The sequence below is a fragment of the Psychrobacter faecalis genome, assembly GCF_016107575.1.
GTDB lineage: Bacteria > Pseudomonadota > Gammaproteobacteria > Pseudomonadales > Moraxellaceae > Psychrobacter > Psychrobacter faecalis.
This window is the reverse complement of record NZ_JABAST010000013.1, coordinates 23,805-50,117: the sequence shown is the minus strand read 5'-3', so window position 1 is coordinate 50,117 and position 26,313 is coordinate 23,805. Positions and strand designations below refer to the sequence as shown.

At 43.5% G+C, this 26,313-nt stretch carries 26 protein-coding genes and 2 tRNA genes; 15 read left to right on the top strand and 13 right to left on the bottom strand.

Features of this window, described 5'->3' with window-relative positions; translation table 11 throughout:
* Nucleotides 1-25 precede the first annotated feature (25 nt).
* Complete coding sequence (locus JFC07_RS06095) at nucleotides 26-634, bottom strand: class I SAM-dependent methyltransferase (protein ID WP_068407352.1); 609 nt, start codon at nucleotides 632-634, stop codon at nucleotides 26-28.
* Nucleotides 635-805: 171 nt separating this feature from the next.
* On the opposite strand from JFC07_RS06095, the gene JFC07_RS06090 reads away from it, so the two are divergent.
* The 3 genes from JFC07_RS06090 (at nucleotide 806) to JFC07_RS06080 (ending at nucleotide 2,235) form a co-directional block, all read left to right on the top strand.
* On the top strand, nucleotides 806-1,240 hold the full coding sequence (locus JFC07_RS06090) for a PH domain-containing protein (protein WP_068407355.1): 435 nt from the start codon (nucleotides 806-808) through the stop codon (nucleotides 1,238-1,240).
* 162 nt (nucleotides 1,241-1,402) lie between these two features.
* Complete coding sequence (locus JFC07_RS06085; RefSeq protein ID WP_198328646.1) at nucleotides 1,403-1,843, top strand: transposase family protein; 441 nt, start codon at nucleotides 1,403-1,405, stop codon at nucleotides 1,841-1,843.
* Nucleotides 1,840-2,235, top strand: coding sequence for a transposase family protein (locus JFC07_RS06080; RefSeq protein ID WP_193029873.1), 396 nt, complete (start codon nucleotides 1,840-1,842; stop codon nucleotides 2,233-2,235). The genes JFC07_RS06085 and JFC07_RS06080 overlap by 4 nt, the downstream gene beginning before the upstream one ends.
* 41 nt (nucleotides 2,236-2,276) lie before the next feature.
* Here JFC07_RS06080 and JFC07_RS06075 read toward each other — a convergent pair whose 3' ends face one another.
* From JFC07_RS06075 to recN, 8 genes are all read right to left on the bottom strand, one after another.
* Entirely contained in the window at nucleotides 2,277-2,615 is a 339-nt protein-coding gene (locus JFC07_RS06075; protein WP_068407936.1) for a DUF3817 domain-containing protein, read from the bottom strand.
* A gap of 44 nt (nucleotides 2,616-2,659) precedes the next feature.
* Nucleotides 2,660-3,598, bottom strand: coding sequence for a site-specific tyrosine recombinase XerD (gene xerD, locus JFC07_RS06070; RefSeq protein ID WP_068407934.1), 939 nt, complete (start codon nucleotides 3,596-3,598; stop codon nucleotides 2,660-2,662).
* Between the two features lie 38 nt (nucleotides 3,599-3,636).
* On the bottom strand, nucleotides 3,637-4,869 hold the full coding sequence (locus JFC07_RS06065) for a methyltransferase (protein ID WP_068407933.1): 1,233 nt from the start codon (nucleotides 4,867-4,869) through the stop codon (nucleotides 3,637-3,639).
* 106 nt (nucleotides 4,870-4,975) lie between these two features.
* On the bottom strand, nucleotides 4,976-5,302 hold the full coding sequence (tusA, locus tag JFC07_RS06060; protein ID WP_068407927.1) for a sulfurtransferase TusA: 327 nt from the start codon (nucleotides 5,300-5,302) through the stop codon (nucleotides 4,976-4,978).
* Nucleotides 5,303-5,378: 76 nt separating this feature from the next.
* Nucleotides 5,379-5,858 (bottom strand): hypothetical protein, encoded by a 480-nt coding sequence (locus JFC07_RS06055; protein WP_068407925.1) that lies wholly within the window; start codon nucleotides 5,856-5,858, stop codon nucleotides 5,379-5,381.
* An 89-nt stretch (nucleotides 5,859-5,947) separates the two neighbouring features.
* The gene (gene ruvX, locus JFC07_RS06050) at nucleotides 5,948-6,502 is read right to left on the bottom strand and encodes a Holliday junction resolvase RuvX (protein WP_068407922.1); all 555 of its coding nucleotides are present in this window, start codon (nucleotides 6,500-6,502) and stop codon (nucleotides 5,948-5,950) included.
* Nucleotides 6,503-6,574: 72 nt separating this feature from the next.
* Nucleotides 6,575-7,138: a YqgE/AlgH family protein gene (locus tag JFC07_RS06045; protein ID WP_068407919.1), complete on the bottom strand. Its 564-nt coding sequence runs from the start codon at nucleotides 7,136-7,138 to the stop codon at nucleotides 6,575-6,577.
* Between the two features lie 203 nt (nucleotides 7,139-7,341).
* Entirely contained in the window at nucleotides 7,342-9,021 is a 1,680-nt protein-coding gene (recN, locus tag JFC07_RS06040) for a DNA repair protein RecN (RefSeq protein WP_198328645.1), read from the bottom strand.
* A gap of 545 nt (nucleotides 9,022-9,566) precedes the next feature.
* On the opposite strand from recN, the gene ppnP reads away from it, so the two are divergent.
* Together ppnP and rlmB are read left to right on the top strand one after the other, a co-directional pair.
* Nucleotides 9,567-9,902 (top strand): pyrimidine/purine nucleoside phosphorylase, encoded by a 336-nt coding sequence (ppnP, locus tag JFC07_RS06035; RefSeq protein ID WP_068407914.1) that lies wholly within the window; start codon nucleotides 9,567-9,569, stop codon nucleotides 9,900-9,902.
* A 364-nt stretch (nucleotides 9,903-10,266) separates the two neighbouring features.
* Nucleotides 10,267-11,037 carry a 23S rRNA (guanosine(2251)-2'-O)-methyltransferase RlmB gene (gene rlmB, locus JFC07_RS06030; RefSeq protein ID WP_068407911.1) on the top strand — a complete coding sequence of 257 codons (771 nt, stop codon included), beginning with the start codon at nucleotides 10,267-10,269 and terminating at the stop codon, nucleotides 11,035-11,037.
* On the opposite strand, the gene coaE is transcribed toward rlmB, so the two are convergent.
* The 4 genes from coaE to pilB all read right to left on the bottom strand — a co-directional run bounded on the left by coaE (nucleotide 11,000) and on the right by pilB (nucleotide 15,841).
* Complete coding sequence (gene coaE, locus JFC07_RS06025; RefSeq protein ID WP_068407908.1) at nucleotides 11,000-11,689, bottom strand: dephospho-CoA kinase; 690 nt, start codon at nucleotides 11,687-11,689, stop codon at nucleotides 11,000-11,002. The two genes, rlmB and coaE, sit on opposite strands and share 38 nt — an antisense overlap.
* 116 nt (nucleotides 11,690-11,805) lie before the next feature.
* Nucleotides 11,806-12,705: a prepilin peptidase gene (locus JFC07_RS06020; RefSeq protein ID WP_068407907.1), complete on the bottom strand. Its 900-nt coding sequence runs from the start codon at nucleotides 12,703-12,705 to the stop codon at nucleotides 11,806-11,808.
* Nucleotides 12,706-12,730: 25 nt separating this feature from the next.
* Nucleotides 12,731-13,954 carry a type II secretion system F family protein gene (locus JFC07_RS06015; RefSeq protein ID WP_193029866.1) on the bottom strand — a complete coding sequence of 408 codons (1,224 nt, stop codon included), beginning with the start codon at nucleotides 13,952-13,954 and terminating at the stop codon, nucleotides 12,731-12,733.
* A gap of 222 nt (nucleotides 13,955-14,176) precedes the next feature.
* Nucleotides 14,177-15,841: a type IV-A pilus assembly ATPase PilB gene (pilB, locus tag JFC07_RS06010; RefSeq protein ID WP_102076717.1), complete on the bottom strand. Its 1,665-nt coding sequence runs from the start codon at nucleotides 15,839-15,841 to the stop codon at nucleotides 14,177-14,179.
* A gap of 434 nt (nucleotides 15,842-16,275) precedes the next feature.
* Between pilB and tpiA the strand changes: the two genes are divergently transcribed.
* The 10 genes from tpiA (at nucleotide 16,276) to JFC07_RS05960 (ending at nucleotide 26,239) form a co-directional block, all read left to right on the top strand.
* Entirely contained in the window at nucleotides 16,276-17,076 is an 801-nt protein-coding gene (gene tpiA, locus JFC07_RS06005) for a triose-phosphate isomerase (RefSeq protein ID WP_082894377.1), read from the top strand.
* A 266-nt stretch (nucleotides 17,077-17,342) separates the two neighbouring features.
* Nucleotides 17,343-17,651, top strand: a complete 309-nt coding sequence (secG, locus tag JFC07_RS06000; protein ID WP_025652589.1) for a preprotein translocase subunit SecG — start codon at nucleotides 17,343-17,345, stop codon at nucleotides 17,649-17,651.
* Between the two features lie 197 nt (nucleotides 17,652-17,848).
* Nucleotides 17,849-17,933: transfer RNA gene (locus JFC07_RS05995), tRNA-Leu, on the top strand.
* Between the two features lie 152 nt (nucleotides 17,934-18,085).
* Nucleotides 18,086-18,162: transfer RNA gene (locus tag JFC07_RS05990), tRNA-Met, on the top strand.
* Between the two features lie 565 nt (nucleotides 18,163-18,727).
* Nucleotides 18,728-19,228, top strand: a complete 501-nt coding sequence (gene rimP / locus JFC07_RS05985; protein ID WP_068407904.1) for a ribosome maturation factor RimP — start codon at nucleotides 18,728-18,730, stop codon at nucleotides 19,226-19,228.
* A 129-nt stretch (nucleotides 19,229-19,357) separates the two neighbouring features.
* Nucleotides 19,358-20,842 (top strand): transcription termination factor NusA, encoded by a 1,485-nt coding sequence (nusA, locus tag JFC07_RS05980; protein WP_068407903.1) that lies wholly within the window; start codon nucleotides 19,358-19,360, stop codon nucleotides 20,840-20,842.
* A 164-nt stretch (nucleotides 20,843-21,006) separates the two neighbouring features.
* Nucleotides 21,007-23,733: a translation initiation factor IF-2 gene (gene infB / locus JFC07_RS05975; protein ID WP_068407901.1), complete on the top strand. Its 2,727-nt coding sequence runs from the start codon at nucleotides 21,007-21,009 to the stop codon at nucleotides 23,731-23,733.
* 154 nt (nucleotides 23,734-23,887) lie between these two features.
* The gene (locus tag JFC07_RS05970; protein ID WP_068407899.1) at nucleotides 23,888-24,292 is read left to right on the top strand and encodes a ribosome-binding factor A; all 405 of its coding nucleotides are present in this window, start codon (nucleotides 23,888-23,890) and stop codon (nucleotides 24,290-24,292) included.
* An 8-nt stretch (nucleotides 24,293-24,300) separates the two neighbouring features.
* Nucleotides 24,301-25,362: a tRNA pseudouridine(55) synthase TruB gene (truB, locus tag JFC07_RS05965; protein WP_068407896.1), complete on the top strand. Its 1,062-nt coding sequence runs from the start codon at nucleotides 24,301-24,303 to the stop codon at nucleotides 25,360-25,362.
* A 352-nt stretch (nucleotides 25,363-25,714) separates the two neighbouring features.
* Nucleotides 25,715-26,239, top strand: coding sequence for a type 1 glutamine amidotransferase domain-containing protein (locus JFC07_RS05960; protein ID WP_068407895.1), 525 nt, complete (start codon nucleotides 25,715-25,717; stop codon nucleotides 26,237-26,239).
* Nucleotides 26,240-26,313 lie beyond the last annotated feature (74 nt).

Sequence of the window (26,313 nt, the reverse complement as noted above, 5' to 3'; positions counted from 1 at the left end):
TGCTCAGTTTTTAAGTTGCTTAAGCTTAGTCTTTGGTCGCCATGGTAATGGTATAAGTTTTACCTTGTTTAACCTTTTCGCTATTACCAAACACTTCGGTAAATGAGCGCTTCATAAATTGACGCAAGCCATTAATCGTCACCACATAAAAACGCCCACCTTGACGCATGCGCGCATAGGCATCAAGGAAGTATAAATAATGCTGCTCTTTACCTACTTTGGCTGGCAAGTTCGACATCACAAGGCTAAAGTCTTTGTCTTTTGCCACATGATTAAAGCCGTTAGACAAATGCACATCAACATTTTTCAGACCGTTTTTCTCGCAATTACGGCGCGCATATTCTACCGCCATAAAATCTTTATCAATCAAGGTATGCAGTCCATTCGGACATTCACGCGCCGCCGTCATACCAAGCACGCCATAGCCACAGCCCAAATCTATCGAATCATCATCCGCTTGAAAATCCACATAATCAAGCAGCATCAAACTGCCATCATCGAGCTTTTGCGGCGAGAATATACCCCATGTGGTCGCAAAATCAAACGGCTTGCCCAGCACATCTTGGCGAAAGTTGATATCTTCACGCCAGTGTTCGGCGCTTTTTAACAGGTCAGCAGGGGGTCTATGGCTCATGGGATTCTCGGATTATTTAATAAATAGAAGGTTAATATACTATGGCAGGTATTGTAACGAGAAAAGGGCAGGTTTGCAGCTAGGGATTCATTTAAAATTTATCTTAGTTAAAGATAAGATTGATTATTATTGCTAGACTTAAATCCGCTTTAGCTAACTATAGAGTATTTTATGACAGACATTGTATTTACATCTAAAATTGATTTCTGGATTGGATTTACGCTCTTGGGAGGTAGCTTTATGATGATTGGCATTCCATTTTGGCAATGGAAGAAAAGTGAAAACGGCTCGTTAGCTAAAGCTATTTTTTTGGCATTTATTTTCTTACCTTTTATAGTATTAATGCTTATGCCGTTTTTTGGTACGAAATATACGTTATCAGACGGTCATCTTCTTATAAATAATGGTTTTTCTACGCAGCGTATTGAGCTTACAGACATTACTTATATTGCTCCAACCCGAAATATGGTTTCTGCACCAGCTCTGTCGTTAGATAGACTTGAGGTAGACTATAAAAATAAAAAGGTATTAATATCGCCAAAAGACAAACGATTATTTTACCAAGAAATAAAAGCGCGTAACCCTAGTATAGTGATAGCAAAATAAGGTAAGCATTTTGGTTTATCTAGGCGGATGATACTGGGTGTCCAACTTATTTTATCTTGTTCTTGACGGATCACTATCCTCAAAAGTCTAAAGACAATAGACCTCTTGCAAAAGTAGCAAAGGGAATTAAAATAAGAAGACGCTCATAACTTTTTAGGAACCATGCCAAACATAGATAAGCTACTCAAACAAAGTGACGCTGGTTTTAAACGCTACACTGGCATTCATAAAGCCACCTTTTATGACATGCTTGAGGCCATGCAAGAGCATGAAGCATCTAAAACCAAATCAGGCAGACCAAGCTTGCTCAGTCTTAAGGAGCAGATACTACTAGCCCTGACTTATTGGCGTGAATACCGCACGCTTTATCATATCAGTATGGACTTTGGTATTCATGAGTCTTCTGCTAGTCGTATCATCCGTAAAGTAGAAGACATCCTGATTGACTCTGGCAAGTTTGAATTGCCCAAAAAGCTCCCTAGTCGCGTCGATGATGACATCAATTGGAGCGTCGTCATTGTTGATGCGACCGAAACCCCAATTGAGCGTCCAAAAAAAACCAAAGCGACTACTATAGCGGTAAGAAAAAACAACACACCTTGAAAGCGCAGGTTATCGTTCATTGGCAAACAGGGTTGATACTTGATGTGCAAACCTGCAAAGGGTCAATCCACGATTTTAAGCTCTATAAAGATACTTGTCCTGATTGGCTTCCTGACAATGCTAAATTACTAGCAGATAGTGGTTATCAAGGGTTAGCAAAGCTACATAAGCAAACCTTCACCCCTTTTAAAAAGCCACGTGGTGGTCAGTTACTGGAGATATGCAAACAGGCCAATCACTATCTGGCAAAGTTCCGTATTGTGGTTGAGCACAAAATAGGCTTAATCAAGTTGTTCAAAATCGTGGCTCATAAATATCGTAACCGTCGTCAGCGCTATGATCTTAGAATGAAGCTGTTTGCTGGTATCATTAATTTCGAGCTAAACCTATGACTTTTGCAAGAGGTCTAATCGATAACCAAAAATACTTAATTCTATTTTTTCAAACGCTTTTTTAATAAATGATCAAATATAAACGGACCAAATGGTAAAAACGAGCCAAGCACACCTGCAGGCATTGCCCATAGCGGCATTTTTATTTTACTCGTTGCAATCAACAGCATCAAAATATAGGCGATAAATAATCCCCCATGCGCCATACCGACATATTTCACTGCTTCAGGAATACCTAACATGTATTTTAGTGGCATGGCGATACCAAGCAATAATAAAAAAGACGTGCCTTCTAAGTAACCCATGATGGTCAGGTTTTTGAGGGCAGAGTTTTGCCCTTTTGTTAGGGTAGGCAAAGTAGATGGCTGAGCTTGCGACACGTTTTATTCCTTTTACAATCATCAATAAATCTTTAATTTCAATTCTAACCGCGCGGATGATGCTCGGCATGCAACTTCTGCAATCTCGCCGTCGCCACATGAGTATAAATCTGTGTGGTTGATAAATCACTGTGCCCCAGTAATAACTGCACGCTACGCAGGTCTGCGCCATGATTGAGTAAATGGGTGGCGAAAGCATGGCGTAGGGTATGCGGTGATAGCTCTTTATCTATGCTGGCAACTTTGGCGTATTTCTTTAATAGATACCAAAAGTTCTGCCGTGTCATATAGCCGCCTTGCGCGGTCAAAAACACCGCTTGGCAATTACCAGATTTCAAATGCGCAATCAAATCGCCACGAGCGTGCGTTAGATAATCTTCTAGCGCATCTGCTGCATATTCGCCGAGTGGCACTAAGCGGGTTTTATTGCCTTTACCGGTAATTTGTAGCCAACCAGCGTTTAGATTGACTTGCTCAAGCGACAGATTAATCAGCTCGCTGACGCGCAGACCACAAGCATAGAGCACCTCTAACATGGCTTTATCACGTAGACCGAGCGCCGTGCTGCTATCAGGTGCAGCGAGGAGGTTATCGACATCGGCCTCGCTCAAATCCTTTGGCAGTGGACGACCTAATTTGGGGCTTTTGATACGCTCACACGGATTGTCCTCACGCAAATTACTAGCAATCATCCAAAGGTAGAACTGGCGCAAGCTTGACAGCGTACGTGCTTGCGTGCGCGGCGTTTTGCCCTCGATGGTAAGGGTTGATAAACAGTGCAGCACGTCTTCAGGCTGCCATTTCGTCAGCGCGATAGGATTGGTCAGCTCGCAAGAACGTAAATCGCGCACATAAGCATTACGCGTCCGCGTTGCTAAACCGCGGGCGAGCATTGCTTGCCGAAACTCGGTGATGTAAGCTGGCTCGTCATCGACGGCTAGCGCTTTAGGTTGGCGCTGTTGGACGGCGCGGTCGCGGCTCATAATTTGATACTCAATGATTAATTATCAATTATTAAAGATTAGGCAGGTTCTAAGCACCATAATGAAGTAATCTCGCTACTCCTCGCTGCAAATAGTGGATCAGACTCATCTTGGCTGCGACTATGCTTAGGTTTGGTATTGAGGCGGTATTTTACTTTCAAACCACTATCAGCAAACCAGCCTAATAATTCCTCACGAGTGCGTAATTGTAAATGCTCAGCCAAATCCGACAGAATCAACCAGACTTCTCCTTGCTTAGCTAAATGAGATTTCGCGCCCTGCAAAACCCCACGCAGCATTTTGCTATTGGCATCATAAACGGCATACTCTAACGGCGAGCTTGGCTTAGCGGGTAGCCAAGGCGGATTACAGACAATTAAATTAGCGAGTGGCGCATCCGTTGAATATAAATCCACCTGTTGCAACTGTACATTAGCTAATTCTAATCGCGTAAAATTTTCGCTGGCGCAGGTTAAAGCTCGCGGATTTAAGTCGGTGGCAATTACTTGTTTGACACCGCGCTGCGCTAAGATAATAGCCAGCAAGCCAGTGCCCGTACCGATATCATAAGCGACATCACAAGTATCTGGCAGTGGCGCCTCGAGTAATAGCTGCACATATTCATGGCGGGTTGGGGCAAAGACACCATAATGCGGGAATATCGATAAATCTAAACCATCAATCGGAACGCCTTTTTCGCGCCACTGCGCTGCACCAAGCGCTCCTTGTAGGTCACGAAAAGACAGCACATACGACTCATTCAGTTCATTATCCAACTGACCAAAAGCAGCTATGCAAGCCGCACTCATATCAGGGGCGCGGCGTAATTGGCTGACATAATTGGCATCAAGCTCGAGTAGCAGACGGCTTAATATGCGCGCACGCTGGGCTTGCAATTGGCGCTGCTGATGAAATAAGTTAGGAATACTTTTGGATAACTCTGAAGATTTATCTACATTTTTATTGGATTTTGCAGATTGATTTGCTGCTTTTTTTATTTTACGTAGCTCAGAGCGCTCATTGGTACGCTCGATGCGTCGATTGAGCGCTTGTAGCAGTTGCCGTGCATTATGAAAGTCACCACGCCACAGTAGTGAAGTGCCTCCGCAAGCCAAGCGATAAGCCTCATCGGCGGTCGTTTTATCATCGACCAACACAATACGCGCAGGCGGCGCATGATTGCTTTCCGACAACCAAAGTGCTTGATGTAACGTCTCGCTGCCGTCTTTGTTTTCGAGCCACTGCACATACTGCTTTTGGGGCGCTAACATGCTATCTACCTTTAATTTGTGAATGATATGTTTCGTACAAAGCAAAGATATCTGGATGCTATTAGTGCGTTGATGCTATGAGTGCTTTAAGCTCAATCAAATGCATTTAAGCATTCTTTTTCTTCACCAAATAGCGATAAAGCGTGGCGTTAATAGGTGCATCATCATCGTCCGTAATTGTGATTTCATCAGGATCAATATTTAACGGCACATTTTCAGCAAGCGTTTCTTGCTTTACAAGCTCATGCCCCAAATGACGGCAAAAATTAGGAATATCGCGAGTGGTCGCAGGATCTGTAGCGAGTATTTCAATCACTGCGCCAGCTTCGGCATTACGTATGGTTCGATGTAGCATCATCACCGGCTCAGGGCAAATCAGCCCTTGGGTATCTAAATGATGTTGAATGGTACTATCAGATGTTGAAGTTGTCATAGTCGTTTTTTAAATCAATAAAATATGGTGAATGTTTTCAGTTCTTTATTAGTGATGGCATTTTTATCAGGAAGTTTTATGTTTCTTTAACATTTTCAGACGTTTCTTCAGCGTCTAAAAAGTTAAAAAAGCGCTTAAAGCTCACCTTAAATAAAAACGCCACCCCAAGCCAACATGCCAATCCTAACCAAGCAGTATCGGCAAATAGTAGCCCGCCAAGTAATATAACCGTCGATACACCAATACTCATGGCAATCATTGATGGCTGATTTAAGCGATAACGATAAATCACCAATGCATCATAAATAGTAATAGGAATCGTCAGCGCCACCAAAGCGTAGGGCAGGTTATAGAACAATTGATAAAGCAGCTGATTGTTATGAAAGGCTTTGATACTAGCAATGGTGCCAAAGACCATAAAGGCGAGAATAGCGGCATAAATAAGATAAATCGCTATCTGGTTTGCTCGCTGCGCGCCTTTGATACGCGCAATCGCTAGCGGTGCAAAGCCACGTTGCGACTTGTTTTGCAAAGATGGATCTGAGACAGTGGTCATATTAATCAGTCATTTATTCGTTTAGATGATATAGCGAAGAGGCGCGGTATATTAGCCATGGATTTAGCGTACTATTCAACCGCTTTCTACTAATTCGCTTTAATGGCGTCGATGGCGAGACTGCTACTCGGATCAGCAAAATACGTCGACATCAGGATGCAGGCGGAGATATCATCAATCGGGTCACGCTCGTTTTGAATCCAGCCATTCTCCCAAGCTATCTCACGCGCCGCAACTGAGGTCAGACGTTCATCACAGAGAGAGACAATGACGGGTAAACGCTGCTCCATAATTCTATGCGCTAAGCGACGAGCAAATTTGTGCGCCCGCTTGGACAACATTGAGCTGCTACCATCCATATTGAGTGGCAATCCGACCACCACTTTTGCCACGCCCCAAACTTTGATAATACCAAGCAGGTTGTCCCAATCCGGCTGACCATTATTCATCGCCAAAATATCAAAGGCGCGCGCCGTCTCGGTAATAGAATTGCCTAGCGCCATCCCCATCTTTTTGACGCCATAATCGAGCGCCAAAATTAGATGCGGCTTAATCGTTGGCTCTGTAGCGCTATCAGTAGTTATAGCGTCTGTGCTATCAGTAGTTATAGCGCCCGCGCTATCTGCAAGAATACTATTGACCATAATTTGGGGTACTTCCTGTTTCTGTCTTCATGAAGCAAATGCTGCTCAGTATATAGCACTTAATATATAACGCTAGGCATGACCAATATCGCTGCTCAAATAGTCAAAATTAACGCCAATCTTATCGGCAGCGATTTGCCAACGCTCTGCAAATGGCGTATCAAACAGTAAATTCAGATCCGCAGGACAAACCAGCCAGTCGCCACTCGCAAGTTCTTGGTCGAGCTGTTTTTTACCCCAGCTGGCATGACCTAAGCACAGCTGATAATGCCCGACACCTTGACCAGCAGCGATGCGTTTTAGAATATCTTGACTGGTAGTAATACAGACGTTTTCTGAGATGGCAAAAGACGACGCCCATTCTGGTTGACCGGTATGCAGGACAAAACCGACTTCTGGATACATAGGCCCACCTTCTAGCGCCATATCTTCCATTACTTGCGGATCGGTGACCTCAATGTCTAAGTCTTCTAGCAGTTTGCCGACGCGCGCTTGCTCTATCGGACGATTGACCATCAGACCAAGCGCCCCATGTTTATCATGGCGACAGATATAAATCAGCGCCTGCTCAAACCGTGGGTCTGACAGCTCGGGCGCCGCGATTAAGAAGTGATGGGTCAAATTGGCTTTAGACATATAAACAAACGCAACCTAATATTAAAGGTGAAATTATTAAGAGGATAGACCACTATATGGCGTTTAGGCGTAAAAAATCAACTAAAGCAAATATTTAGCGATTGTTTGCTAAAAGACTGTACTCTCGACTGGTCATTATTTGCGAGTTATTTTCTACTAACCATGTACCTGCCAGCTATTTAGTAGCCATCACTCGATAATCATTATTTAACATCACTTAATAAGCTACGTGCATGGTCACGGGTGACATCAGTGATGGTCACACCGCCAGACATACGGGCCAGCTCATCGACTTGCGCGCTATCGGTCAAAATTAATAACTCGCTCTCAGTTTGCTCATCATGATGTTTTTGTACCAAGATATGCTGATGCGCTTGCGCCGCAACCTGTGCTTGGTGAGTAATGGCCAATAACTGCTGCGTCTGCCCAAGCGCACGTAACAGCTCACCAACCACTTGCGCCGTACCGCCACTGATACCGACGTCCACTTCATCAAAGACGAGCATCGGCTTGGCAGCATTATTATTAGCATTGGTCGCTTGCAGAACTTGCATGACCAGTGCCATCCGCGACAGCTCACCACCTGAGGCAATTTTATGTAGCGGCTGCATCGGCATACCGACGTTGGCGCTAAACAACAAATCGATATCATAGCAGCCTTGACCATTATACTGGCTAGGATCGGTCTTTTTGGTAAAGACAAACTCGCAGCGCGCATTTGGCAGGGCAAGCGGTTGTAATTGCGCAATCAGCTGTTTACTGACTTTTGGCGCCGCTTTTGAGCGCTGTTTATTAAGCTCAGTGGCAAGTGACAAATACTCTTGCCATGCTTGCTCGATTTGCGCTGCCATTGCATCACTACTTGGCTCGTTTTCTAACTGTTCTAATTGCGCTTGCCACTGCTTTGCTTCATCAATCAAATCGCTTGCGGGCAGGCCATGCTTACGCGACAAGCGGTGCCCAAGACTGATTAAGCTATCGAGTGTTTGCAAGCGCTCAGGGTCGGGTAATTGCTGTTCCGCATAATCCGATAGCAAGCCTGTGACCTCAGTGATTTGCTGCTGCGCCAAATGCAACTGTTCGGACGCCTGCTCAAAGGTTTGACTGACGCTCATTTGATTGTCGCAAAGCTTAATTGCTTGCCCGAGCAAGGTCATGACATCCGGCTCATCGGTGTCATTATCGAGCAGGTGTAAACCGTGACTGGCTTCCGTCATCAACGCTTCGATATTAGACAGCTCTTCGTGCTCCGCTTCTACTTCTGCATAATCAACCGCGAGTAGCGGCGCAATATCAGCAAGCTGGCTTTGCAACAATTGAATGCGATCTTGACGCTGAGCTTCGCGGCTGGCGATATCATCAGCGCGGCGTTTGAGCTGCTGATAAGCTTGATAGCTGCTGGTCGTTTGTACAGCAAGTGGCGTGATTTGTGCCATCTCGTCAAGCCATTGCACCACAAATTGTGGCTTTAGTAAGGCTTGCTGGGCATGTTGACTATGAATGTTTACCAATAAAGCGCCTAAGCTTTTAAGTTCCGCTAAGCTGACCGGCGTGCCATTTAACCAGGCTTTAGAGCGTCCTGTATTACTAAGCTGACGGCGAATCAAGACTTCAGGTTCTTCTAAAGGGCGCTCGTTCTTGGCAAACCATTCTGCCACGACGTCATTATTTTCTACATCAAACTGCGCATAGATATCAGCATACGCCGCGCCGTGCCTGACCATGGCACTATCAGCGCGCTCACCTACGCACAAAGACAGCGAATCTAGTAATAATGACTTGCCAGCACCTGTCTCACCGGTGATGACATTGAAGCCTTCAGCCATGCTCAGCTCATGCTGAGCAATCAATGCAAACTGCTGTAAAGTTAATGATACGAGCATCAACGCCTCTCATGGCAGACAATAAATATCAGCAATTAGGCTGATTTTTAGGTCTACAATAGGATAAATAAATAAAAACAGCTTTGGTAAATGGTGTTAATAAGATAACGATAATTGGCAAATATTATGGTGGCAAAAGGTAGGAAATACAAATTTTAAAGGTAATCAAAGCTAGGTATTCATTTAACAATAAGCGCAACTTTCCTAGTCGCTGTAACAAACTTTATAGATATAATGTGGTAGCATAATCTCACATAATGATAAACTCTTACCACCAGATTTTCATACAATCTGCTATCTATGATGTTTCTAGTAAAAGACGAGAGGTGAGTTCATGCTAGACAAAGTAAGCGTTTCATCATTACTTTTCATAGTGTATTCTCTATGCGAGTCTTTATTTGGTTAACAGTTATATCGAGCTAAATATAGAGTGAATCGTCAAAAAGTTGTAATAGAACTGTCAGTTAAGCGATGAGTTATTCTGCTATTTAGTTTTTCAATTTGGTCTTTTAGTTTGGCAATAATTATTTGATAAGGAAGCCACTATGACAGCGGCGCAATTTACCAATGTAACAGTCAATGCTCAAGCCACGATATCCTACGATGGTCGTTGCTCAAGCCATACCATTATGTTTGAGGACGGTCGCCATAAAACGCTCGGGGTTATTTTGCCTTGCGACAATTTGGTTGAGCACTATCACTTTAGCACCAATACTTCGGAGCGCATCGAAATCATCAGCGGTGAGTGTGAGGTCAAAATAAACGGTGAGGAAGAATTTAGCTACTACCGCGCAGGACAGTCATTCGTAGTCGAAGGCAATAGTGGTTTTAATTTGCGTACAGAAGAAATCGTGCAGTATATTTGTCATTTAGAAGGTTAAGCTGGCTAAAAAATCATACGATTAAAGGTGTTACAAGACAACTTGCCACCCCTTTAAATAAACAAGTTAGAAGAAATAAATCTTACGCCAAGGTTTATTTCTTTTTTTTGCAATTATTTTAATAATTTTTCGTTTCGCCACGCGTTAATTGCTACAATTATCGTTATATAGGCAGTCCGCTATAAGATGAACATAGAGCTACTGGTATTCATTTTCCTTGCTTGCTGTGCCTACGCAGACAGAGGCTGCGCAAAATGAATACCAGTAGCGGGTCATCATACTTGTACTGATTTTATTTAGGACTGACTATATTTCCTATTTTTTATCGCCGTACGCGATACCACTTTTATATTGTAGACCCACTATGGCAAAACCTAGCTATTTTTATGGCATTCACGCGATTGAAGCCTTACTCGAATATCGCCCGCTTGATGGACTCAGTTTATTTGTCCAACAAGGACGTGAGAGCGACAGCCACGTACAAGCGATTATGGCGCAAGCACGTGATAATGGTATTAGTATTCAACCGACACAAAAAGATAAGCTTACTCAGCTATGCGGTAGCCCGCAGCATCAAGGCGTGGTACTGAATGCGCGTCCGTTAGGTTTCGCTGACGAAGGTTTATTGGATACCCTTGCTAAGCGTGAGCAATGCTTATTATTGGTGCTCGACCAAATTACCGACGCGCATAACTTTGGTGCGTGTTTACGTACCGCAGTGGCCATGGGCGTTGATGCCGTTATTTGCCCCAAACACCATGCGGCAAGCCTGACGCCAACGGTTGCGAAAGTATCGGTAGGAGCTGCCGAGATGATGCCTATCGTTAGTGTGACCAATTTGGCTCGTACGTTAAGCAAGATTAAAAATGCTGGCGTCTTTGTGTTTGGCACCGCATTAAATGCAGAGGCAAAGCCAATACATGCTGCTGATATGACGGGTAAAACTGCGATTATTATGGGCTCTGAGGGCGAGGGCATGCGTCGCCTGACGATGGAGAGCTGCGATGAGCTGGTTTATATTCCGATGTCAGGCAACGAGCATGGTAACCTGCAAAGCTTAAATGTGAGTGTGGCGACTGGTATGGCGCTCTATGAGATTAATCGGCAGCGAACTTTAGCTGCTGGGCAAGCGTAAGATAGTTTTGATGTAATGGCTCAAGCTGTAAATATAGCGCCGCAAGATCGCTCTCGTTAAGCACCACATCATCTGCATGACGATTACGCTCTTCGCGGCTGAGCTGATTAATCATAATGGCTTTAATCTTTTGCACGCTTTGCTCATCGCGCTGGCTGGCACGGGCAAGCTGAGTTTCCTCGGTGGCATCCATCACCAATATACGCTGGCATAAATTGGCAAGGCCCGCTTCTGCTGCCTCAATCAGTAGTGGCGCTGATAGCACGACATATGGCGACGTACTGGCTGCTAGTTGCAGCTTTGCCGCTTCGCGTATGGCTGGATGGGTGATGGCTTCAAGCTCAATTAAGGCTTCAGGATGGGTGAAGACATGAGTGCGCACGGCGGCGCGATCCATTTCCCCATCATCATTTAATACCCAATCACCAAATTTTCTTTTGATTTTACGTAAAGTAGCGCTACCTTTAGCGACCACTTGATGAGCAATCACATCTGCATCAATAATATCAATCCCTTGCTGCGCGAACCAATCGCTTGCCGCCGACTTCCCGCTGCCGATACCGCCGGTCAAGCCGACAACTAACGTCTTGCTTTTGGATTGGGGCGACTGTGGCTGATAGGAATAAGATGAAGATGAGGCATAATTTGACATAGTAATGACTTATTTAACCGATAGAAGAGGGAGGCTACAATATACCAATAGCCTATTCTAGCAGGTTAAAGCGCATTTTTGAGAAATTGCGCGTCTACTTGCGTCAGTATAGGGGTTTAAGCGTACATTCCTAAATACCAATTGACGATATCTGGGCCGTATAATAATGCAATGATACCAGCAATGGCGATATAAGGACCAAAAGCAAAAGGACGACTTTCTCCTTGTTTTTTCATCAGAATAATCCCGACGATAGAACCTAATAGGGAGGAGAGCAAGATAATGAGTGGCAACATCATAGGCCCAAGCCAAGCACCCAAGACGGCTAGTAATTTAAAATCGCCTTGTCCCATGCCGTGTTTTTTCGTAATGAAATAAAAGATTTTTACCACGACCCACAAAGATAAAAAGCCAAGTAAAAGTCCCCAGATTGACTGCGTAGGTGAGACAAACCAGCCTTGCGAATTTACCGCCAATCCTAAGCCCGCTAAAGGAAAGGTCAGGCGGTCAGGCAATAGCTGGGTATCAAAATCGATACCCGTTAAAGCAACCAGCGTCCAGACCAAAATCAATGCTGATAATCCTGCGGCGCTGACGCCAAACTGATAAATGACCAACATAGATAGCAGAGCAGTTACCAGCTCAACAATAGGATAACGCAGTCCGATAGCAGCTTTACAGTCTGAGCAGCGCCCGCGTAATATAAGCCAGCTTATTAAAGGGATGTTTTCATACCACTTTATTTTATGGGCGCAGTGCGGACAGCGTGAAGCAGGTGTGCTTAGTGTGATGGGAGTATCAGCAGCGACGATATCTGATAATGGTCGCGTATGTTCAGGTGGCATGTCTGCTTGCTCAGCCATAAACTGGCTACATTCTTGCCGCCAAGCCGTTAACATCATAAGCGGTGTCCGATGAATTACCACATTTAAAAAGCTGCCGACACAGAGGCCAAGTAGACCAAAAATAATTAAAGCGAGTGTCATATTTTCTTGTAATAACTGAAGAAATTGCATGAAATCGTTTTCCTTGCAGTGGCTGTTAGCCTACCACTGAGCCCATTTGGAAGATTGGTAAATACATGGCAATCACTAAGCCGCCAACCAATACACCGAGCACCGCCATAATTAACGGCTCCATTAAGCTGGTCAAACCATCAACAGCGTTATCGACTTCGTTTTCGTAATAGACCGCAACTTTATCGAGCATCTCTTCTAAGCTACCTGATTCTTCACCAATACCAACCATTTGAATCGCCATACTTGGGAATAAGTTGGTTGAGCGTATCGAAAATTGCAATTGCTGACCGGTTGAAACATCGTTTTTTATTTGCTGAATGGCGTTATAAAAGACTACGTTATTTGCAGCGCCAGCGGTAGAATCTAAAGCATCAATCAGGGGTACACCAGCAGCAAAAGTGGTCGATAATGTACGCGCAAAGCGAGCGATAACCGCTTGATAAGCAATATTGCCAAATATGGGTGCTTTTAATACCGCACGGTCTAAGAAATCACGGAACTTCTTAGAGCGTTTTTTAGCTTCTGAAAAGCCAATGACGGCGCCACCAATCAGTACGATTAAAATAAACCACCAAGATTGCATCCATTCTGACATCCCTACTACCATCTGAGTAAACGCAGGTAGTTCGGCACCAAATGAACCAAATAAATCGGCAAATACAGGAACAACTTTAACCAGTAGAATAATAGTGACGATAATGGCAACGACAATAACGGCGATAGGATATTTCATCGCTTTTTTAATTTTGGCTTTTAACAGCTCACTTTTTTCTTTATAGGTTGCAACCCGCTCTAGCATGGTCTCTAACGAACCGGACTGCTCGCCAGAATCAACAAGCGAGCAAAAAAGGTCATCAAAATAGCGTGGATGTTTACGCAGTGCTGAAGCAAAGGTACCACCAGCTTCAATATCGGCTTTTATTTGTAAGACCAAATCTTTCATGCTCGGGTTATCAAGAGAATCAGCAACAATCTCAAAAGACTGGGTTAATGGCACGCCAGCTTTCATCATAGTTGCCAACTGCCGCGCAAAAATAGCAATATCAATCGGTTTAATAGACTTTTTAAAGGTGTATAAAGGCTTGGGTTTTTTCTTGATGGCTTTAACGGTGATACCTTGTTTGCGCAAGGTTGCTTTTGCCAACTCCAAGCTACGACTGGTGGTTTCGCCTTTTACTTTTTGCCCACGCCGATTGACTCCATCATAGACAAAGTCTAATAGCATGTCGGTTTTAGCTTTGGCCATGTTACTACCCTTGTAATTTGTCATGGAAAGAATCAACAAGAAGTTGCAAACCTATAAAAGCAGGATAATTTCAGCAACTTTCCCTTTGGCTTACTTTATTCTAGCGAAAAAAGCCAGTATATATCTGTTTTATATCTAAGTATATCTGTTAAACAATATTACTAATTCATAAACATAAAGGCTCAAAATCACGAGTTGGAACTTTTTGTTTTTCGACGGTCGTTATTCAGAAGTCACGCGCATCATTTCTTGAATACTGGTTACCCCTTGCAGCACCTTTAAAATACCCGAGCGGCGTAAATCTCTAAAGCCGTTTTTAAGGGCAGCGTCTTTGATATCTATGGCGTTACCATCTTCCATAATAATGCGCGAAATATCGGGGCTGACTTTCATCACTTCATAAATACCGACACGGCCTTTGTAGCCTTCACGGCATTCATTACAGCCAATAGGTTCATAAATGACATTGTCTGGGTTGTCTAAATCAGCATCGGTAAAACCAAGCTCAAGCAAGCTTTGGCGCGGTATATTGATGGGTTTTTTGCAATTTTTGCATAAACGTCTTGCCAATCGCTGGGCAATAACCAAGTTCACTGACGTTGCAATGTTAAATGAGGCAACTCCCATATTGCGCAAACGCGTCAAGGTTTCAGGGGCAGAATTGGTATGCAGGGTAGACAGCACCATATGTCCAGTTTGTGCTGCTTTAATCGCAATCTCAGCCGTTTCAAGGTCACGAATCTCACCGACCATGACGATATCAGGATCTTGACGTAAGAATGATTTGAGCGCATTGGCAAAGGTTAAACCGACTTTCGGGTTAACGTTGACCTGATTGATACCTTCAAGATTAATCTCAACGGGGTCTTCGGCGGTTGAGATATTGGTCTCGCCAGTATTTAAAATATTAATACCGGTATAAAGGGAGACGGTTTTACCTGAACCAGTAGGACCAGTAATCAGCAGCATACCTTGAGGCTTATGTAAGGCTTCTAAAAACATCTCTTTTTGGTCGGGCTCATAACCTAATGCTTCAATACCAAGCATGGCAGATGATGGATCCAAAATACGTAAAACCAGCTTTTCGCCAAATAAGGTAGGTAGGGAGTTTACGCGGAAATCGATGGCTTTGTCTTTAGAGATTTTAAGCTTAATACGACCATCTTGCGGTACACGGCGCTCAGAGATGTCCATTTGCGACATGACTTTTAGACGCGCGGCAATTTTACCCGCAAGTTGTACCGGCGGACTGGCCATTTTTTGCATGACGCCATCGACACGAAAGCGCACGCGATAGGTTTTTTCATAAGGTTCAAAATGTAGGTCCGAGGCGCCCATACGAATGGCATCAACCAACATTTTATTAACAAACTTCACCACGGGCGCTTCATCGACGCCGTCGCTAAGTTTGGTTTCGCCTTCGTCTTCTTCGCTTTCATTAAAGCCAATATTTAAATCGCTGTCAGAAAAGCTATCAAAACTTTGCATGGTATCAGCGTACAGATTCTCAATACGCTTTTTGAGCTTATCTTCTTCAACGACGACAGTCTCGATAGACAGGCGCGAGTTAAAGGCAATAGCGTCGATGGCATCGATACGGGTCGGGTCACTCAATGCCACAAATAAGCGTTGCCCGCGTTTAAACAGTGGTAGGGCGTTGAACTTACGTACGATTTTTTCATCGACCAAGTTTTTTGGAATGACATCTGAGCTTAAGGCATCAAGATCAAACAAAGGATCACCAAACGCTTGCGATAGCATCTGCGCTACTTGATAAGCATTGGCCAGCTTATTGTCAACCAAATAGGGAACCAAGCCCATTTTCTGCTGTTGTGATTCTGTTTGCGCGGTTTTCATATGCGCTTCGCTGACGATGCCTTCGCTAATTAACTGCTACGCTAAACCACCATATTTACTGGCTGTGATAGACATTAAGACCTCTCTATGCGTGATACCAAATGGGCTGTATTTTTTACCGAAACCAAAGCATCTACTATATATAACACCAGTAGCTTATTTATAATCGCTACATTGATTAGTAACATTTATTCTAAAAACAAATGATTGATTGCCTTGGTTTTATTTTCTATAAATAGAATGATATAGGAATTTTTTAGAGTTAAAAGACTTTATATAGCGTATAAGATGACTAATCTGCTAAAAACGTCAATGTGCCAAATACTTATTTAAAATAATTTTATGCAAAATCAGTTCCAACTTTGAGCGCCTCATACTATAACTATAGCACTTAGGAAATATTTGTTATACTTGCGCGCATATAAGCCATATTGGCAGCAATAGATAAGATAAGGTATATAGGTATGCAAGCTTGGGTAATTGGAAATTGGAAGCAGAATCCAGCGACGAGCCATGACGTCAAGGCGCTACTAGATGACTTATTAATGGCTGTTAGCACAAAAGAGCAGCCTGATAACGCTGATTGTCAATTGATGATCGCCCCGAGCCTGATTCATTTGACGGCTGTCAGTGAGCGGCTAAAAGGTAGTTCAATACTGAGCGCCGCTCAAGATATAAGCGCCTATAGTGCCAGTACCGGCGCTTATACCGGTGATTGTTCAGCGCAGCAAATTGCTGATACTGGCGCAACATGGACGATACTGGGACACTCTGAGCGCCGTCAATACCATCAAGAATCTCATGATTGCTTATTGCAAAAAATGGCTCACGCCCTCACACAAAACTTAGGCGTGATATTTTGCATTGGCGAAACCCAAGCGCAGTATGATGCCAAAGAAACGCTGGCAGTCATTGATGCGCAATTAGCGGTGATTAAAGATTTACTTGCACAAAATCCTGAACTTGCTACAAACTTGTCAGAGCGTTTAATCATCGCTTATGAGCCAGTTTGGGCAATTGGTACGGGCAAAGTACCAACCGTCGCTGAAGTAAGTGCGACACATCAACATATTAAGCAAACCCTTGCGAGCTTCAATGGCGAATTAGACAACATAACGGTTTTATACGGTGGTAGCGTCAATGCTGACAATGCCGACAGTTTTGCTGCTGATAGCATGATTGATGGGGCATTGGTTGGCGGCGCATCGCTAAAAGCAGAAAGTTTTTTAGCGATTGCTAAGGCTTTTGGCGGCAATAAAGCGTAGTCGTATTCAGTAAAATTACAATTTAATCCATATTGAACAATAACTTTGCTCAAAAAATGTCTTTCGCAGTTGGCAAAAGTGGCTTTAACAGTGACCTTGCAATCGTGTACAATGCGCCTTATTTAGATGATTGCTTTATTTACACAACTGGTTTGGCGTTATTGGCCATATTAGAGGTCAATCGTTAAACGCCAGTTATTTACATTATTTAATCCTACGATTTATTTTACGTTATCAGTCGTCATTACGCGGCAAAAGAGGCCACCATGTTTACGTTTATATTAGCCCTGCACATTATCGTGGCGATTGCCATGATTGGCTTGATTTTGATACAGCATGGTAAAGGGGCAGACGCCGGAGCTTCTTTTGGTGCGGGCTCATCAGGTACCGTATTTGGCGCCGCCGGCACTGCAAACTTTTTGACGCGTGCCACTGCAGTATTAACGGTGATATTTTTTATCACCAGTATGACGCTTGCCGTACATGCACGTAAACAAGCAGAAGACCAGTTTCGTTTAGATGCGCCAGTATCAGCGCCGCAAACGCCACGCCCGCTGACACAAAATCCTCAGTAGTTATATTGGCGTTAGTATCTGTTTAATTGTTTTGACAGATATTTTTAGCAGTTATCTTTTAATTCAGGCAGTACTTGCTATTTTAAGATGTTAGATTTACAATGCTTCTCTGTTTTTAGTGGTCTTTAACTTTCGTTGCTTTCCTTATGCATCGGTTATAAAAGGTTAAAGCTCAAAAACAGAGTAGTAAGAAAAATGCGATTGTGGTGGAATTGGTAGACACGCCATCTTGAGGGGGTGGTGGCGCAAGCTGTGGGGGTTCAAGTCCCCCCAATCGCACCAAGCTTTATTTGTATGATGTTTTACTTGAACGTTGTTGTACTCAAACATTATAGAAAGCAGGGTTCATCGTCATTAATGCTTAATTTGATTATTATCTAAAATAAGTATTGACAGCCCTCTAAAACCTCTCTATAATATGCGTTCTAGATTGATGCGGGGTGGAGCAGTCTGGTAGCTCGTCGGGCTCATAACCCGAAGGTCGTTGGTTCAAATCCAGCCCCCGCTACCACTTTTTATACTGATGTTTTGTACACTAAATTTGTCAGTAACGATTAGCCCACCATTATGTTTGTGGGTTTTTTTGTATCTGATGGTCGGTGTTATCGCGATATCTATCCTACTTATGCTAAGCTCTATCTCTATAGAGTGCGATGCTATTCGTTACTAACCATCATCTGCCGCGACCGGCGCGATGCTTGGTAAGCATACTATCCTTTACTCCTCACGCTTTTATCGATAGTTCTGCTTTATAAATAATAAAGGCATTGTCTGGTTGAGCTTGATGTTTTTTATGCTCATCCCTATATAAAAGCACGAGTCATAAAACGCCTAGTATATAAGGCCAGGCATAATAGTTACGTTTTAAGAATAGAATGATAATTATTGCTGAAGTAATATTCTTGTCTATATAAGACAATGCTTAACAAAGCTTTGATTGATAAGACTCTGATTCATAAGATTTTGATTAATAAAGCGCTTTTAATAAATTTTGAACTTATAAAAGTTCGATGCATAAAATTAAAAACACTTAACTCGCTATGTTCGAGAAGTGAATAGGAAAAGATAAATAGATTATGAAGCTTTCGACAAAAGTTACAGAACTGACCAATATTATTGCTCCTGCAGTTGCTGCTTGTGATGTGGCGCTATGGGGTATTGAATTTGCGCCACAAGGTCGTCGCTCGTTGTTACGCATTTATATTGAGGCATTGCCAGAAGACCAAGCCCAAGATAAGCAAGTGACCATCGAGGACTGCGCCGCGGTAAATCATCAAGTGAGCGGTATTCTTGAAGTTCATGACCCGATTGCTGGTGAGTATATTTTAGAAGTATCGTCGCCAGGTTTTGATCGTGCCTTTTTCTCAGATGAGCAAATGCGTGATTATGTCGGTCAAACCGTTAGCTTGCGTTTGATCCAAGCGATTGGTGAAGGCGATAAAAAACGCCGCAAAGCAACTGGTACTTTAGACAGTATTGATGACACTTCTTTAAAACTGACCGCCACTGATGGTGAGCAGTTTGAGATTGCATTAAGCAATATTGACAAAGCCAACTTGATTTATGAAGATGCTTAGTTTAAAAACAGTAGCTTGATAAATGAATATTTTACTCTCCAAACAGCCTTTGGCTTATGGTGAAAATATAACGTCAACACATTAACGATAAAGTTTAAGTCAATTATAAAACGATAGGACAGGTATAGCATGAGTCGTGAAATCTTAACGGTAGTAGAAACTGTCAGTAATGAAAAGGGCTTAAATCCTGAAGACATCTTTGAAGCAATCGAAGATGCTTTGGTGGTATCCACGAAGAAAAAAGTCTATACCGATCAGCCAGAAGTAGCGGTACGGGTTGCTATTGACCGTGCGACGGGCGATTATGATACTTATCGTTATTGGACAGTGGTTGCAGATGAAGACCATGAGATGCCTGCGTGTCAGCTGGCGATTACCGATCTTGACCAAGACGAATGGTCAATTGGTGATATTAAAGAAGAGCAGATTGAATCGATTGAATTTGGTCGTATTGCAGCTACGCAAGCCAAGCAAGTTATCATTCAAAAAATCCGTGAAGCAGAGCGCAATTTAGTAGCCGACGCTTTTGAGCCACGTATTGGCGAGATGATGTATGGCGAAGTTAAAAAACAAACGCGCGATGGTTATATCATTGATTTAGGTGACAACGCTGAAGGCTATTTGTCACGTGATCAGATGCTACCTCGTGAACAATTGCGCCCAAAATCTCGTATCAATGCCATTTTGTACCATGTTAACCGCGAAAACCGCGGCGCCCAGTTATTGTTATCACGCACGCACCCTGAAATGCTCTCAGCATTGATGCAAAAAGAAGTGCCTGAAATTGCCGAACAAATTATTGAAATTCGCAATGTCGCGCGTTTGCCGGGTACGCGTGCTAAAATAGCGGTTAAAACCAACGATCATCGTATTGATCCCGTTGGCGCTTGTATTGGTATGCGTGGTACGCGTATCCAAGCGGTACAACAAGAGCTTGATGGCGAACGTATTGATGTGGTGGTGTGGTCAGATGACCCAGCCCAATTTATCATCAGTGCGCTAGAGCCAGCGGACGTCAGCAGTATTATTCTCGATGAAGACACGCAAACGGCGGATATTATCTTTAGCACCAATGATCAATTGGCGCGGGCGATTGGCTCACAAGGTCAAAACGTACGTTTAGCCTCTGAGTTAACCGGCTATAAGCTCAATATGATGTTAGAGGAAGAATATCAGCAACGTCAAGAAAACGAAAGCAAGGCCTTTATTGAGTTATTTTATGAGCGCTTAGAGGTCGATAAAGATCTTGCCCAAGCGCTGGTTGATATTGGTTTTACCAGTATTGAAGAAGTCGCTTATGTACCAGTCGAAACCTTTTATGATATCGAAGGCCTAGACGACGAAGCGATTGACATGATTCAAGAGCGTGCCAAAGAAGTGGTCATTGCCGATGAATTGGTCAAACAACAGAACATGAAAGAGCCAAGTCAAGAACTACAAGATCTTGAAGGAATGACAGTCAGTTGGGCTTATAAAATGGCACAAAAAGACATCATTACTGTCGATGACTTGGCAGAACAAGCCGTCTTCGATCTAGAAGATATCGAAGGTTTAGATAGTGAAACCGCAGGAAAACTCATCATGAAAGCTCGGGAATCTTGGTTCAATGAATAAGCGGTAACTGCATATCGCTGTCTTTTAGTGATATGCTATCGATAATAAGGGCTGGTATGACGTAACCCAATCAAATGCGTTACAAATACTAGCCTTAACCCAATCATTTGTAGCCAACAACTGAATTGAACATATAGCAAATAATAGACAGTAGGTGATAATAAATGGCAGATAAGACCGTCAAAGAACTGGCAGATATGGTAGGCAAAACCGCAAGTGCTGTACAACAGCAACTGGTAGATGCTGGACTGCCTGCTCGCGCAGAGGATGACCTAGTCACCGAGCTTGAGCAAGAGAAGTTGGTGACGTATTTAAAGCAAAGTCATGGCCAGCAAGAAAAGCGACGTATTAGCCTGAAATCTAAGACGACCAGCACCGCACGCGTGACCGGCTCTTCAGGTAAATCTAAGAGCGTTAATGTAGAAGTGCGCAAAAAGAAAGTATTCGAGAAGCCTGATCCAGAAAAGATGGCGGAAGAATTGGCAGCGCGCGAACAAGCCATGATTGAAGCACAAGAGCGTGCAACTAAAGAAGCAGAAGAGCGTGCCGCTACTAAGAAAAAAGCGGAAGAACGTCAAGCGGCTACGTTGGCAGCGATGCGTGCAAGCTTAGGTTCGAGCAAAAAGTCAGACGATAAGAATGACGATATCTCAACCTCAGTAGTGGTGAAAAAAGGCGGTAAAGCGGCGGTAGAAGTTAAACCGAAAGAGCAGCCGAAGAAAAAAGTTGCCGCGACGAAACCAAAAGTTGAAACGGCAGCAGAGCGTAAAGCTCGCGAAGCTCGTGAAGTCGAGGAAGCGCGTCTGCGTGAAATCGAAGCAGAGACCCGCCGTGCGCAAGCCGAAGAAGCGCAAAAGCGTACCCTTGAGCAAATGCGTAAAATGGCCGGTAAATATACCGATCAGCCGGCTACTGAAGTGCGTAAAGATGAGCCGTTAGCCGAAGGTTTGGTCGGCGATGCTTTAGAAGAATCGTTTGAAAAAGAACGTCGCGAAATCAAACGCGGTACCAGTAGCACCAGTGCTCGCGGTCGTGGTCGCCGTAAGAATCAAGACGAGCGTGAAATCAAAAACCGTAAAAACGGTTTACGCTCAACGCAAGCCTCACAGCATAAGTTTGAAAAACCAGTCGATAAAATCGTTTACGATGTTGAAATCAGTGAACACATTACGGTTTCTGATTTAGCACAGCGTATGGCGGTTAAAGCTCGCGAAGTGACCAAATTGCTCATGAAAATGGGTGAAATCGCACGCGAGTCCGACACTATTGATCAAGCAACAGCTAGTCTGATTGTTGAAGAAATGGGTCACAACCCAGTACCGGTTAGTGATACCAAAGTTGAAGACGATCTACAAGATGCGGTAGATGAGCGTAGCAGTAACGTGCAAACGCGTCCACCAGTTGTGACTATCATGGGTCACGTTGACCACGGTAAAACCTCATTACTTGATAAAATCCGCACAACGAAAGTTGCTACCGGTGAAGCTGGCGGTATTACTCAGCATATCGGTGCTTACCATGTGAAGACCGATCGCGGTGTTATCACTTTCCTTGATACCCCAGGTCACGCCGCCTTTAGTGCGATGCGTTCGCGCGGTGCACAGGCGACGGATATCGTTGTCATCGTTGTCGCTGCCGATGATGGTATGATGCCACAAACCGAAGAAGCGATTGATCATGCGCGCGCTGCTGGTACGCCTATCATCGTTGCTATCAACAAAATGGATAAGCCAAGCGCCGATCCTGATCGCGTACTTAATGAACTCACTGCTAAAGAAGTGGTTTCAGAAGAATGGGGCGGTGATACCCCAATGGCGCGTATCTCAGCCAAAACGGGTGACGGTATTGATGAGCTACTAGAGCTTATCAGTCTACAAGCTGAGCTAATGGAGCTAGAAGCACCGCTAGATGGTGCTGCCCAAGGCGTTGTTATTGAATCACGACTTGAAAAAGGTCGCGGGCCAGTTGTCAGTGTCCTAGTTAAAAAAGGTACCTTAAAACAGGGCGACTTAGTACTAGCAGGTGAGCATTATGGTAAGGTTCGTGCCATGACCGATGAAAATGGTCAACGAATCAAATCTGCTGGTCCGTCTATCCCTGTAGAGATATTAGGTTTACCTGAAACACCCGCTGCTGGTAGCGAGTTCTTAGTCTTAACCGACGAGAAAAAAGCCCGTGAAGTGGCAGATTTTAGAACCAACCGTGAGCGCGAGCGCCAGCTTGAACGTCAGAACGCCATGCGTCTAGAGAGCATGTTTGATCAGATGGAACAAGGCGATGTGTCATTCTTAAATATCGTCTTAAAAACTGACGTGCGTGGTTCGCTTGAAGCGTTACTTGCGGCTTTAAATGAGTTATCGACGGATGAAGTTAAAGTTCGAGTGATTAGCTCAGGCGTTGGTCCAATTTCTGAATCTGATGTGACATTGGCTGAATCGAGCGAAGCGGTATTATTAGGCTTTAACGTCCGTGCAGACGCAACCGCACGCCGTAAAGCGGACGCTGCTAAAATGGATATCCGCTATTACAGCGTTATCTATGGCTTGATTGATGATGTCAAAGCGGCAATGAGTGGTATGCTAGCGCCAGAACATCGTGAGAAAATCTTGGGTGTTGCTGAGGTTCGCGAAGTATTCCGTTCTAGTAAGTTTGGTGCTGCTGCCGGTTGTATGGTGGTTGAAGGAACGATTTATCGCAACAAACCTATCCGCGTCTTGCGTGATGACCAAGTTATCTTTACGGGTCAATTGCAATCATTACGTCGTTATAAAGAAGACGTTAATGAAGTACGTACCGGTATGGAGTGTGGTCTAGCGGTTCGTGGTTACGACGTCGAAGCGGGCGATAAAATCGAAGTCTTTGAAATCCAAGAATTCGCTCGTACTATCTAAAGCAGTCGTTTGACAATTCTTAATATTCAGCTGTACTTAGGCCTAACAGGTACACCCTGCTAGGCCTTTTTTAGCAAATGCTAGTCCTAAAATTTGTTACTAAGCAAACCTACTCATCAATAAAAAATAAGCTACATTAAAGTAAGGTAATAACATGAATCAACGTTTACAACGCTTGGCTGATCAGATTCAGCGTGAGCTTGCGGTCCTTATCCGTGATGAAGTCAATGACCCGCGTTTGACGGGCTTTGTCACTATCTCTAGCGTTAAAGTCAGCCCAGACTTGGGTTACGCAGATATTTACGTCACCATCATGGAGCCTGAGCTTAACGATGCGATGACCAAATCTAGCCATGAAGACAGCATCAAGGTCCTCAATAAAGCGGCGGGTTTTTTGCGTACCGAATTAAGCCACAGTCTAAAAACGCGTACCACACCGCGTTTACGCTTTCATTATGATGAAGTGACGGCGCGTGGCAACTATATGATGGATCTTATCAATAAGGCTGTGACCAAAACTGAGCAAAACGAGTCTGATGAGCAAGAAATTAACGAGTAATAGCTATTATGTCGACCGCCTCTACTAACACCTCTACGCTAGCCGCTGCAAAAACGCTTAAAACGCCTGAGAAAATCAAAGTCTCGGGCGTAATATTAGTGGATAAGCCGCAAGGTATGACCTCGCAACAAGTAGTGTCAAAGGTGAAATACCTGTTTAAATCACCCAACCATGACAGTAAAAAAGCTGGTCATACAGGCACACTCGATCCGATGGCAACGGGTTTATTGCCCATTTGCTTAGGTGAGGCCACTAAGTTTAGTCACTATCAACTCGATGCCGATAAAACTTATCAAGCAACCATTCTTTTGGGTAGTCAAACCGATACGGGTGATGCCGACGGGCAGATTGTTGCTGAAGCACTTATTCCACAGTTTGATCATGCCATATTAGAAAACATTGCTCAGCAATTTTTAGGGCCACAGCAGCAAATTCCTCCGATGTATTCGGCGCTAAAAAAAGATGGCAAAAAATTGTATGAATATGCGCGAGCAGGTATTGAGATTGAGCGGCCCGCAAGAGATATTGTCATTAAAGCCATTGATTTAACCGCAATCGATGCGCAACAAATTCAGTTGACAGTGACTTGCTCGAAAGGTACATACGTACGAGTATTGGCAGAAGATATCGCTAAAACCCTTGGCACGCTAGGGCATCTCACCGCTTTACGGCGCCTAAAGGTTGGTAGTTTTAAGATTGATAATGCGATTGGTTTGGCCAATCTAGAAGCGTTGTCGCTTGAGAGTCGCCTAACCCACCTATTACCCGTTGATGCTTGTATCACCCTTGATACTGAGCTTACCTTAACCACAGAGCAGTGCGCCCGTGTTCATATGGGACAGCGCCTAAATGTCACCGAGCAGCTGACGGACGATATACGAAGCTATATTACAACGGCTATCGAACAACAGCATTATGAAAATGACGGTGACAAAGAAGATAGTGAAACCTTATTACCTCATGAAATGCCCGTAGATATTCGTCTTATAGATGAGCAAGGGCAGTTTATAGGTTTAGGAGCGGTAAGCCTAAACGGGCGCTTACAGCCCAAAAAGCTTATCCAGTTGTAGCGTTAATGCTTAAATAAGCGGTAGTAGCCATAACTGAAATTGGGTAAAACTTACTAAGAGTTTACACTAATCACATATCATCACATTTTATTGCAGGTTTCACCTATAGTGAAACCTGCTTTTTTTGTACCTTAGTTAAGTCAGCTACGGAAAGTGTGACAAGGATATAAAAAATATAAGGAAATAAAAATCATAAAAATGGGATTTTATTAAATATTAGAATTATAAAAAAGCAGTATAAATAAAAATAAAAAGACATTAACTAATATAAAAAGTATCTGAGATTAATAATAAAAAATGTATTTTAAAAATACTCATACCTAAAGTTGAAATCTAAAGTATAAGGATTATTATGAAAACCATTGCTTTCTTATTACATAATAACTTCGAACAAGCTGAATATGAAGAAGTTAACAACCAATTAAAAGATAAAGGTTATAAAACAGTCCTCATTACGACCAATAAAGACAAAGAAGTCCAAGGCATGCAGCAGGACGTCAATAAGGGTGATACCTTCACTGCAGATATATTTGCTAAAGACGCTAACGTTGCTGATTATGAGGCACTGGTTTTGCCAGGTGGCACGGTGAATGCCGATACCATACGCGGTAACGAAGAAGCGCACAGTATTATTAATGCTATTAACGATGCAGGTAAACCATTAGCGGTCATTTGCCACGCGCCTTGGGTATTAATCAATACAGGCATTGCTAAAGGTAAAACCTTAACAGCTTATCACTCGTTACAGACCGATTTAGAAAATGCGGGCGCAAATTTCGTCGATAAAAGCGTGCAAGTGGATGGTAATTTAATTACCTCACGTAATCCAGATGATATTAACGATTTTGTCGCTGCTATTGATAAAGCGCTATCTTAGATTAATAAGCCAATTAAATTTTATAGATTAACCTAAAAGAAGCAGCTACTATTTATTAACGCTTTATTTATATT